This is a genomic window from Romboutsia lituseburensis DSM 797 (genome assembly GCF_900103615.1).
GTDB classification, from domain to species: Bacteria; Bacillota; Clostridia; order Peptostreptococcales; family Peptostreptococcaceae; genus Romboutsia_F; species Romboutsia_F lituseburensis.
In genome coordinates this window covers 141,155-153,110 of record NZ_FNGW01000004.1, presented here as the reverse complement: position 1 = coordinate 153,110, position 11,956 = coordinate 141,155, and the positions used below count along the sequence as shown (strand labels likewise).

Genomic DNA, 11,956 nt, shown 5'->3' with positions numbered 1-11,956 from the left:
CCTAAATTATTTATATTAATTTTAAAGTTATTTTTTATATTGTATTTTGTATAAAGCTTATTAACAAGAAACTTTAACCATACTAGCTCTTAATACTTTACTTCCTAATTTATATCCTTTTTGAAGTACCATTACTACTTTATTAGCTTCTACTCCATCTATAACTTCTTGCATTACAGCTAAGTGTAAGTTTGGATCAAATTCTTGGTCTAAAGCTTCTATTTCCTCTACACCAAATTTATTTAAAGTATCTTGTAATTGCTTGTATACTAAGTCTATTCCTTTATACATAGAGTCTTCTTTGTCTTCACAAGCTTCTAAAGCTCTTTCCATACTATCTATAACTGGTATTAAGTCATTTAGTATTTTTTCATTTGCAAATAAGCCTATAGTTTCTTTTTCTTGTTGAGTTCTTCTTCTATAGTTTGCATATTCTGCTTGAAGCCTTTGATATTGCTCATTTACTTTATCTATTTCATCTTGTAATTTTTTTTCTTCTAGCTTTTCATTTATGTCAGTAATGTTATCATCACAGTTAGTTTCTTCTGTTATTTCTTCTTGTTCAACTGTTTCTTCTGTTGTTTCTTGTTCTGAATTATCCATTTCTTCTTTTAATTCTTCTTTTTCTATGTTATTTTCTTGCAAGACATTACACCCCTTAATTTATTTTTTGCTAAACAATAAGCTCATGTAATTCATAATTGATGATATCCTAGCATAATCCATCCTTGTAGGTCCTATAAAGCTTATCTTACCTACTAAGTCATTGCTTATATTATAGGTTGCAGTAACTACACTACAATCTTGCGCTAGTTCACAATCATTATCACTACCTATAATTATATTAATATTATCTTTTTGAATACCTTTAGCTCTGACCATACTTGCTATTGTTTCTTTCTTTTCTAACATATTTAAGAAAGATTTTGCTTTAAGTATGTCATTAAATTCTGGATAACTAAATATATTAGTTGCTCCACTTAACGAGACTAAAAGATCATCTTCTGATGTTTCAAAATTCAAAGCACTTATTAATTCATCTATAAGCGCTGAATATTCACTTATTTCATATTTTATAAATGCAATTAACCTTTCATCTAAATCAGTTATGCTTTTTCCTGCAAGTTTTCTTGTAAGATTATCTGAAATTAAGTTTAGTTTAGATTGTTCTAAATAAACATTTGTTACAAGGTTTGCATTTTTTATATCACCTTGGTCTGTTACAACTATTAGCAAGATTTTATTATCACTCATCTCAACTAACTGTATATGTTTGATAACACTCTGATTTACTAAACTTTTAGTCACAGCTACCGTCGTATAGTTAGTAAGCTGAGATAACAGCTTAGAAGTTTCATGGATTAAATCTTTTATATGATCCACATTATCCTTTACACATTGTTCTATTAAGCACTTTTCTTCATCACTTAATTCACACTGACTCATAAGTGAATCAACATAAAGTTTATATCCTTTTTCAGTTGGAACTCTACCAGCAGAAGTGTGAGGCTGAACAAGGTAACCAAGTTCTTCAAGGTCAGCCATTTCATTTCTTATAGTAGCAGCACTAACACCTAAATCATGTTTTTTAGATATAGTCCTTGATCCTACAGCTTCAGCTGTTTCTATATAATCTTTAACTATAGCTTTGAGGATTTTTAATTTTCTTTCGTTTAGTTCCATACTATATTACCTCCATGCTGTTAGCACTCACTATATCCGAGTGCTAAAAAGATTATATATATTATATATCATTATATTTTACCTTTGTCAACACTTTTGGATTAATTTATGAATTCTACGAATACACTATTTGATATTTCTCTTCCTTTTTGAGTGAGGCTAATCCCAGTTATACTTTCATTTATAAGCTTTTTATTCTTTAAATCTGTTATTTGTTTACTATATTTTTCCTTAAAGTCTATTTTGAATTCATTTCTAAAGTCTTCAAACTTTATTCCTTCATTCATTCTCAATCCCATAAATATTTTTTCTTGTATTTTATCTTCTATACTTAATTTTTCTAAATTTGATAAAGGCTTTTTATTTTCACTCAGTTTACTATGGTATTCATCTAAGCTTTCAACATTATTGTATCTATAATTTTCAATATAGCCTGATGCCCCTGGGCCTACTCCTATATAGTGTCCACATTTCCAATATAATATATTGTGTTCACATTCAAAATGTGACTTTGAATAATTAGATATCTCGTATTGATTATATCCATTTTCTTTTAGGTAACTTATTGTATAATTATACATATTGATATCAGTATCTTCATCTATAACCTCAAATTCATTATTTTCATACATATCATATAATTTTGTACCCTCTTCTAAAATTAATGAATACGCTGATACATGAGAAGGGTTTAAATTAACTATTTTTTGTAGACTTTCTTTCCAATCTTCAAAGTTCTGATTTGGAAGAGCATACATTAAATCTACATTTATATTATTAAATCCAACCTCTTTAGCTTCTTTATAATTTTTTACAAATTCATCATAACTATGTATTCTTCCTATCGACTTCAAATGATAATCTTGAACAGCTTGTAGTCCAATGCTTAATCGGTTTACGCCTACCTCTTTCATCGTAATTAATTTTTCTTTAGTTAGAGTTCCCGGATTACACTCCATCGTTATTTCTGCATCTTGTTTAATATTAAAATTATTTTTTATTGTACTAAATATTTTTCTTATTTCATTACTATTTAATATGCTTGGAGTTCCACCTCCTATAAATACACTGCTGATTTCATTTTTTATATTATTTTTTTTGATATCCTCATTGTATAATTTCATTTCTATCTCTAAGTCATCTAGATATCTTTTTTTTAAATCTAAGTCTAACTTATATGAGTTAAAATCACAGTAATTACATTTACTTATACAAAATGGAATATGTATATAAAGTCCTAACATTTATTTACCTCTCTTAACTTTTAAAAGTTTCTATATTTTATCTTATATTAATTACCCACTTTATACCATAGATAAATATAAATAATATAAGATTTCATTTAAGTCTAATCTTTTCTACAGTGTATTTTTTGCAATTTAATCTTTATTAATACTTACATAATAAAAATCTCTACCCTTTCAAGGATAGAGATTTTTTTATTGTAATTATCTATTTGGAATTTTTACTTGTAACAGCATAAACAGGTATACCTATTAATGTTATTATTATTCCTCCTAAAGCTATCATAGTAGCTGTAATCAACTGATTTACTATAACAATTAAGCCTCCAGTTATAGCTATTAAAGGTATTATTGGATATAAAGGAACTTTATATGGTCTATTTAATTGAGGTTTGTCTTTTCTCAATTTCATTACACCTACAAATGTAAATACATAAAATACCCATATAGTGAATACTGTTAAATCTGTTAAAAGATTAAATTGACCAGAAAGAGCATATAGTGATGCTAGCACTGCTAGTAACCAAATAGCATTAGCTGGTACATTACCTTTGTTTAGCTTTGCAAAAGTTTTACTTCCTGGAAGTGTTCCTTGTTTAGCTAAAGTGTATGGAACTCTTGGACCAGTAAGTAAATATCCATTTAGCGCTCCAAATACAGAAATTAATATCCCTATCGTTATTAATTTGCCTCCAACAGGACCAAATATCCTTTGAGCAACTAATGCCGCTGGAGCTGTTGCTGATGCTAATTCTGAAGCTGGTGCTACCCATAAATATGCTATATTTATTACTATATAAACTGCCATAACTACAGATAAACCTCCAACTATAGCTCTAGGTAAATCCTTACCTGGATTTTTCATTTCACCTGCTATAGCTCCTACATTTATCCATCCATCATATGCAAATAAAGTTGCTATTAAAACTTGTCCCAATGTACCTGCAACAGTTTTACCTTGTCCAACCATAGGATCAAGTATTGGATTTCCGTTACCTTTTATAAATCCAAATATAATTATTAATATTAAAGGTACTAATTTACCTATAGTTGCAATTGTTTGTATCGTTCCTCCTAAAGATGAACCTACAGTATTTAATAAAGCTATAAATAATATAATTCCAATTGCTACTGGTAAAACAATCATCATATCACTAGGCAAATATCCTAGTAATTCTGCTACTTGTTGAGCAAATATTACAGCTAAAGCTGCTATTGTTCCTGGAAAAAACAGAACAGTTTGCATCCACCCTGTTAAAAAACCTAGTTTTTGGCCATATATCTCCTCAATATAAACCATCATTCCTCCAGTTCTTGGAATTGCAGCTGAAACCTCTGCTGCTGTAAGACCTGCTGTGATAGTTATAATTCCACCTACAATCCATGCTATTATTCCAAGACCTGGAGCTCCATTTGTAGCTGTATAGATAGCTTGAGGTTTAAAAAACACTCCAGACCCTATAACCATACCAACTACTGTAGAAAGAGCTGCAGATAATCCTAGAGTCTTCTTAAGTTGATTGCTCATACACTTCCTCCTTACTACTGTATAAATGCATACAATTTTGTGTTTATTTGATTTTATTATTCCCAAGTTTTATGTATTTATTAAAAATGACATTTTTCATGAAAATTATGTATAAAATGTTTTAATAGATATCTACTATAAATATTTTTATATATTTTGACTATAGCATGAATCTTAAATTTTAAGTGTTAAGAATAAGTTAACTGATTTAAATTTTATAAATTACATTTTTAATACCAGTTTTTATCTGTATTTTCCAATGTTTTTTTAGTTTACTTAACATAAATTTTACTTAAATATAAAAAAGCTTATAGAATTTAATTCTATAAGCTCAAATAAAAATTTATTAATTTTTAATAAATTACTCATCTAATTTTAATACTGACATAAATGCTTTTTGAGGAACTTCTACAGATCCAACTTGTCTCATACGTTTTTTACCTTCTTTTTGCTTTTCAAGAAGTTTCTTCTTACGAGATATATCTCCACCGTAGCACTTAGCAAGAACGTCTTTTCTAAGTGCACTTATAGTTTCTCTAGCCACTACCTTGTTACCAACAGCAGCCTGTATTGGCACAGGGAATTGATGTCTTGGTATCTCATTTTTTAGCTTCTCGCACATTGATTTCCCTCTAGGGTATGCTCTAGTTTCATGTACTATAAAGCTAAGTGCATCTACTTGTTCTTTATTTATTAATATATCAAGCTTCACAAGAGTTGAAGGAACATATCCTTTCATTTCATAATCTAGAGAACCGTACCCTCTAGTTCTTGATTTTAATGCATCAAAGAAGTCATAAACAACTTCATTCAATGGTAAGTCATAGTGAAGCATAACTCTTTTTTCATCTATGTACTCCATGTTTATCATGTTTCCACGTCTTTCTTGACAAAGTTCCATAACTATACCAACATAATCCTTAGGAACTATTATATCTCCTTTAACTATAGGCTCTTCTATTTGTTTTATTTCAGATACTTCTGGCAAGTTTGCAGGATTTTGTATCATTACAAGTTCTCCATCAGTCTTTGTAACTTTATATATAACAGATGGTGCAGTTGTTATAATATCAAGATTAAACTCTCTTTCTAGTCTCTCTTGAATTATTTCCATATGAAGTAAACCTAAGAATCCACATCTAAATCCAAATCCTAATGCTGCTGATGTTTCTGCTTCAAACTCAAGTGCTGCATCATTTACTTGTAGTTTTTCAAGTGCATCTCTTACATTTTCATATTTTTCACCTTCACCTGGGTATATACCACAGTAAACCATTGGTGTGGCCTTTTTATAACCTGGCATAGGTATCTCTGTTGGATTATCTGCATCTGTTATTGTATCTCCAACTTGACAACTTCTTATATCCTTTATACTAGCTGCTATATAACCAACATCACCAGCATAAAGTCCATCAAGTTCAGTTTGACCTGGAGCCATAACACCAACTTCAGTTACTTCAAACTTTTTATTAGTGTTCATCATCTTTATCGTCATACCTTTTTTAACAGTACCTTCAAACACTCTAACATAAGCCACAACACCTTTATATGCATCGTAGTAAGAGTCAAATATTAAAGCCTTTAATGGAGCTTCCTTATCACCTTGTGGGGCAGGAACTTTTGCAACTATAGTTTCTAATACATCTTCTATATTTAATCCACTCTTAGCAGATACAAGAGGTGCTTCACTTGCATCAATACCTATTATATCTTCTATTTCCGTTTTTATTTCATCAGGTCTGGCACTTGGAAGATCTATTTTATTTATAACTGGTAATATTTCTAAATCTTGATCTAATGCTAAATAAACATTCGCTAAAGTTTGTGCTTCAACACCTTGCGCTGCATCTACTACTAGTAGAGCACCTTCACATGCTGCTAAACTTCTTGATACCTCATATGTAAAATCTACGTGACCTGGCGTATCTATAAGGTTTAAGTAATATTCATTTCCATCCTTAGCATTATAAACTAATCTTATATTTTGAAGCTTAATAGTGATTCCTCTTTCTCTCTCAAGATCCATATTATCTAATAATTGAGCTTTCATGTCTCTATCACTAACAAGTCCTGTTTTTTGTATTAATCTATCCGCTAAGGTAGACTTACCGTGATCTATATGCGCTATTATACTAAAATTCCTAGTTCTGCTTTGTTTGCTGTCCACCCTAAATTCCTCCTTTATTATTATCATAACTTTTATTTTATAATATATCCTCTTTTATGTAAATAACATGGACAAAAAATAAGACTTATCTTTTTAATAAGTCTTATTTTTAATATTATTTATTTATCTGAGACATTATTTTTTTGGTAATATTATCTACATATCCCACTTTGTTCTCTATAAATGATCTCATTTCTTTTATAATAGGCTCTATTTGGTAGACATCTTCTCCTAGCATAGCTTTTGCATTTTGATCAACTATAACTATGCAAATGCATAAATTTATGCTCATTAACAAAATAAATAGTACTTTGGTTATAAATCTCAATTTTTTCCGTTTATTTTTTTTGTGTACAGTTTTTTCTAATCTACTCATGAGTTTCTCCTATTAGTACTGTATTTATTTTGTCTTAAAATATCCATCTAAAACATCTGCTATATATTTAACGCTAGCTTGAGCTTCTTGAATTGTAGTACCATTACTACCCACTTCTATAAGTAGATGGTTAGGGGCTACCGATTGATTAAATTTACCGTAAGGTTTTTTTACAACAGGTAAAACTAATTCTGGATATTTTTTCATTGCATATGATGTTATATCATTTGCTAATTCTTGTACATGACTTACATTTTCATTTCTCATTCCAACTACAAATAAAAACTTAGCTACACTCTCTCCTTTATATGTAGTTGTTGCTCTACTATGTTCTTTATTCTTAAGCTGATCTAAAGTAAGACCCATTTTTTGTGCTTCATCACCCGTCAATGTTCTACCATCTCTATGTAAATCTATTGCTATATCTACACTTGGATATTTAGGCATTAAAGCATCTAATGTTTGTCTACTACTCATATAAGCTCCATTAAATGATGGATAATCATGATACTTAGAACTATGTACTACGCCCCATCCTCTTTTTGTTAATTCATCTGTAAGCATTGTACCTATTTCTAATACTGAATTAGGCTTATCTTGTGAATGATAATTTCCTCCTGGCGAATTAGAATATGTTTCTCCTGTGTGTGTATGATATAAAAGTATTCTAGGTTGATCTTTACTTACTCTTACATCATTTATATATTTTGAGCTATTTGCTACAACTGAGCTATTTTCATTATTTTTATTATCTGTAGATTCTTCTTTAGATTTTTCATTATTTATTGTAGGTATATTTTCTTCACCTACATGAAATTTCATATAATCTTTTTCATTTTTCTGAGTATTTGTATTTTCTTTATTTTCTTTTACTTGATTTTCTTCTTTACTTTCTGGATATGATGAGTTAACTAAAAATTTTAGAAATTCATCCTTATCCATAGCTATAGAAGTTATAGGCAAAATACAAACTAACACACATGACACGACCAATGTCTTAATGCGCTTTTTTAACATACTTTCTCCTCCTTATTTGGTGATTCTACCTGGATGAAGAGACCTATTTAATCCTTCGCTTATTATTATTGATAAATTCTCAATTGTTTCATCTATATCCTTTGGTGTAACAATTAAATTTTTATCATATGGATCTAGTGAATCTTTTATAAGATGATATTTTTCTTCTTCTTTTAATTGTTTTAACATATTATAAAAGTCTTCTGCTCCCTCTGACTGAGTCATTAAATTGTCTATTGCTAAATCTAAGACATCACTAGTTAGTGTTGCTGCATCTACAACAGTTGGAACACCTATTGCTATTACGTCTACTCCTAAGTATTCCTTATTCAATGCTTTTCTTTTATTTCCAACTCCACCTCCAGGCGCTATACCTGCAGTTGATATTTGTATAGTAGTATTTACTCTTTCCATCTTTCTAGATGCTAAAGCATCTATTGCTATTACTCTATCAGGTTTTATCTTATCTACTATTGATTTGACAATTTCGCTAGTTTCTATACCTGTAAGTCCCATGACACCTGGACTAAGTCCTGCAACTTCTGTAAAATCATCATCATAATCTTTGTTATAATTTTTAAAAATATGTCTAGTAACTAAAGTTTTAGATACTGTCTTTGGTCCAAGGGCATCTGATGTTATGTTCCAGTTACCTAATCCTATAACTAACGTTTTTTTAGTTTTATCTTGACCTAAAACTTCAATTAGTTCATTCTTTAAGTAGTCTATAATTTCTTCTCTTGATTCATCATCATCAAATTTCATTAAGTTACTTTCTAGTGTTATGTATTTACCTATACCCTTGTTCATTATTTGAGATCCTTGTTCATCTATAACTTCAACTTTTGTTACTGTACAGTTTTCTAATTCTTTTTTATCTAATTTCACTCCAGGTATTTCTTTTGATGACTGTCCATCTTCACACATCTCTCTAGCTTCTAAAGCTAAATCTGTTCTTATACTAATCATATCAAACCTCCAAGTACAATTTAAATGCTACTTATAAGTGTTAACAAATTTTAGTATTTTATAACAAAAAATATAATTTAACAAATCTTTGAATATTTAATTTGGATGTTGTAAATTATTTTTATATAGGTTATAATCTAAAAAGTCAAAACAAAAAGATATTATATAAAAACTTATAAATAATTATCCTTGATTTTTAGATTTATTTCTGTTAAAATCTAATATGTTGACGATGAATATAATAAAAACGCACACGAGGGGGTGAACACGGTGGCAAACATAAAATCAGCTAAGAAAAGAATAAGAGTTATCGAAAAGAAAACTGCTTTAAATAGAGCTAGAAAATCTCAAGTTAAAACTGCAATAAGAAGATTCGAAGAAGCTGTTACTGCAGGAAACAGAGAAGAAGCTGTTGCTAAGTTCCAATTTGCTCAAAAGAAATTACAACAAGTTGCTTCTAAAGGAACTATACACAAGAACGCTGCAGCTAGAAAAGTTGCTAAATTAGCTCAAAAGTTAAACGGAATGAACGCTTAATTACCCGTTTAAGCTTATAGATATTAACCCTTGATTCTTAATCAAGGGTTTTTTACTTTATTATTACTCAAATGTAAAACATAACATAACAAAAGCCTTAGATAGATTTTTCTACCTAAGGCTTTTAACTTATATTCTTTTGACAATACTTGCTTAATAACATCTCTATAGCCAAAGTATCTCTAACTAGTCCATTTTTTATTTTATAATCACTCTCTAATATATAATTTAACATATCAATTATTACTTCATCCGAGAAATTATTACACTGTTTTAACGCCTTCCCTGCTACAAATGGATGGATTTTTAATTTTTCAGCAATAACTTTTGATGTATATCCCTCTGTCTGAAGTTGCCTAACTTGCATTACTACTTTAAATTGTCTTGCTATCATAGCAAATATTCCAAGTACAGACTCTCCTTCATATATCATGTCATTTAAAATTTTCATAGCATTAGAAGAATTTTTTTCTCCTATATAGTCGATAAGCTTAAATATATCATTTTCTACCTTTTTTTGAGAAAGTTTGTCTATAACTTCATTGCTTACTTTATTTCCTTTTCCTACAAATGAACTAATTTTATTTATTTCATTTTCTAAGTCCGATAAAGTTTTTTCACTACTTTTATCTCTATATCCTTCTTGTTCTATAAAATACATTATTTGTGGATTATCTATAATTACATTTTTAGCCTCAAACTTCTTTTTTACCCACTTAAATAAATCCATGTCTGATAACTTATCACAATTGAATACTATTCCATTTTTATCAATCTTCTTTACTAAAGATTTTCTTTTGTCTACATCTCCATAAACTATAAAAACTAATACCGTGCTATCAGGAATGTTATCTAAGTGTTCAATCAAATACTTTTCATCACTATCCGTAAAGTTTTTCTTCTTACCTTTTAATAACTCAAAATCTTTTACTATCACTATCTTTCTATCATCCATAAAAGGAAGAGTCTCTATAGAACTTATAAGTTGATCTAGCATAGTTTCTTTACCATCTATAATATCTAAGTTAAAATCAACCATACCTTCACTTAAGCTTTCCTTAAATACTTTTATAGTATTTTCAATTAAATAATATTCTCTTCCATAAAAAAGATATGTCTTTTCAAAATTTCTATTTTTAAGATTATTTATAATATCCTTGTAATTCATTCGTCTGCTCCTTCATAACCTTTAATTCTTTATAAATCATATATGAAAATACTACTGTATAGTAAATTATTACATAAACTTTACTTGGATTTTCTATTTCTACATATGCAAAATCTAAATCACTTAAATTGCATAATAAAAAGTATATAGCATTTATTATTATACAATTAAAATACGCTATATATTTTGATATAGTTATATTTATATTAAATAAAACTACACTTAAAATACTTACATATATTATAATCCCTATAAACGGTACTATTATTATATTACTAATAACAGATATTATTGGTATACCATTAAAATTATAATATATTATTGGCAATGTTAAAATATTTGAAGCCAAAGTTAATGAAATAACACTTATTTTTAGCTTATTATTTAAATAACCATAGAAATATATTATAGACAATGTTGCAAGAAAAGACAATTGGAAACTTATATTATATAAAATATATGGGTTATTTACTAATAAAATAATACCTATTAAAGATAAGGTACTTATACCATCTCTTTTTCTATCTGTAAAAACCGCTATATACAATACTATTATAAAAAATATAGCTCTAAGTATAGATGGCGAACTACCTATCATTATACAGTATATAAACATAATAGTTATAAGAATTACTAGTTTATAAAATTTGTTAACTCCTCCTATTATAAATGAAATTAATACACATAGTATGCCTGTATGAAGTCCAGATATAGCTATTATATGGCTTGTTCCAGTTCTAGAAAACATATCTTTTTCATTTTCTGATAACTCATCCTTCTCTCCTAAAACTAATGAATTAATAAAATCCGAATTTTTTTTATATAAATATCTATTTGAATTTCTTATATACTCTTTTAATTTACCTAAACCTTTATAAAATTTACTTTCACCTATTATTTTATAGCTTTGTATATAAATTAAGCCTTCGCATCCTATGCTTTTCAGGTATCTTCCGTAATCAAATTCAAAATTATTCATTTTTCCTAGAGATTTAAATTTTCCACTTATAATTATTTTATCTCCAACTTTAATATTTCTACTTTTAGTATAGTCTCTAACTAAAATTTTAGAAATCTTATACTCATCATATTTTTCTTTTTCCTTTTTATATTCAACAATTCCTGTTATCTCTACTTTCTCATCATTGTAACTACAATCAAGTATTTTATTATTTGTATATAGTAATGATATTATCATAATTATTAAAAATACAATTAGAAGCGGTCTCCTCATTATTAACTCCTTGTTTTATTTTTAATTATCATC

11 protein-coding genes are annotated in these 11,956 nt (G+C 28.3%); 1 reads left to right on the top strand and 10 read right to left on the bottom strand.

Translation table 11 applies throughout. The features are described 5' to 3' along the window. Positions 1 to 60: 60 nt before the first annotated feature. The 8 genes from grpE to gpr form a co-directional block, all read right to left on the bottom strand. Positions 61 to 645, bottom strand: coding sequence for a nucleotide exchange factor GrpE (gene grpE, locus BLP75_RS09045; protein WP_170139055.1), 585 nt, complete (start codon positions 643 to 645; stop codon positions 61 to 63). 18 nt (positions 646 to 663) lie between these two features. Continuing rightward, entirely contained in the window at positions 664 to 1,683 is a 1,020-nt protein-coding gene (hrcA, locus tag BLP75_RS09040; protein WP_092725479.1) for a heat-inducible transcriptional repressor HrcA, read from the bottom strand. Between the two features lie 101 nt (positions 1,684 to 1,784). Then, positions 1,785 to 2,927, bottom strand: a complete 1,143-nt coding sequence (gene hemW / locus BLP75_RS09035) for a radical SAM family heme chaperone HemW (RefSeq protein ID WP_092725478.1) — start codon at positions 2,925 to 2,927, stop codon at positions 1,785 to 1,787. A 208-nt stretch (positions 2,928 to 3,135) separates the two neighbouring features. Beyond that, on the bottom strand, positions 3,136 to 4,455 hold the full coding sequence (locus BLP75_RS09030; protein ID WP_092725476.1) for an APC family permease: 1,320 nt from the start codon (positions 4,453 to 4,455) through the stop codon (positions 3,136 to 3,138). A gap of 361 nt (positions 4,456 to 4,816) precedes the next feature. Next, the gene (lepA, locus tag BLP75_RS09025; protein ID WP_092725475.1) at positions 4,817 to 6,622 is read right to left on the bottom strand and encodes a translation elongation factor 4; all 1,806 of its coding nucleotides are present in this window, start codon (positions 6,620 to 6,622) and stop codon (positions 4,817 to 4,819) included. 115 nt (positions 6,623 to 6,737) lie between these two features. Then, the gene (locus tag BLP75_RS09020) at positions 6,738 to 6,998 is read right to left on the bottom strand and encodes a hypothetical protein (RefSeq protein WP_092725473.1); all 261 of its coding nucleotides are present in this window, start codon (positions 6,996 to 6,998) and stop codon (positions 6,738 to 6,740) included. A gap of 24 nt (positions 6,999 to 7,022) precedes the next feature. Further along, entirely contained in the window at positions 7,023 to 8,015 is a 993-nt protein-coding gene (gene spoIIP / locus BLP75_RS09015; protein WP_092725472.1) for a stage II sporulation protein P, read from the bottom strand. 12 nt (positions 8,016 to 8,027) lie between these two features. After that, the gene (gene gpr, locus BLP75_RS09010; RefSeq protein ID WP_092725471.1) at positions 8,028 to 8,984 is read right to left on the bottom strand and encodes a GPR endopeptidase; all 957 of its coding nucleotides are present in this window, start codon (positions 8,982 to 8,984) and stop codon (positions 8,028 to 8,030) included. Between the two features lie 270 nt (positions 8,985 to 9,254). On the opposite strand from gpr, the gene rpsT reads away from it, so the two are divergent. Next, the gene (gene rpsT / locus BLP75_RS09005) at positions 9,255 to 9,521 is read left to right on the top strand and encodes a 30S ribosomal protein S20 (RefSeq protein ID WP_092725469.1); all 267 of its coding nucleotides are present in this window, start codon (positions 9,255 to 9,257) and stop codon (positions 9,519 to 9,521) included. 124 nt (positions 9,522 to 9,645) lie between these two features. Here the strand turns inward: rpsT and holA are convergent, their stop codons facing one another. Continuing rightward, a complete protein-coding gene (gene holA, locus BLP75_RS09000; RefSeq protein ID WP_092725468.1) occupies positions 9,646 to 10,689 on the bottom strand; it encodes a DNA polymerase III subunit delta in 1,044 nt (347 codons plus the stop codon). After that, positions 10,664 to 11,923, bottom strand: coding sequence for a ComEC/Rec2 family competence protein (locus tag BLP75_RS08995; protein ID WP_092725467.1), 1,260 nt, complete (start codon positions 11,921 to 11,923; stop codon positions 10,664 to 10,666). Before BLP75_RS08995 ends, holA begins: the two co-directional genes overlap by 26 nt. Positions 11,924 to 11,956: the final 33 nt, after the last annotated feature.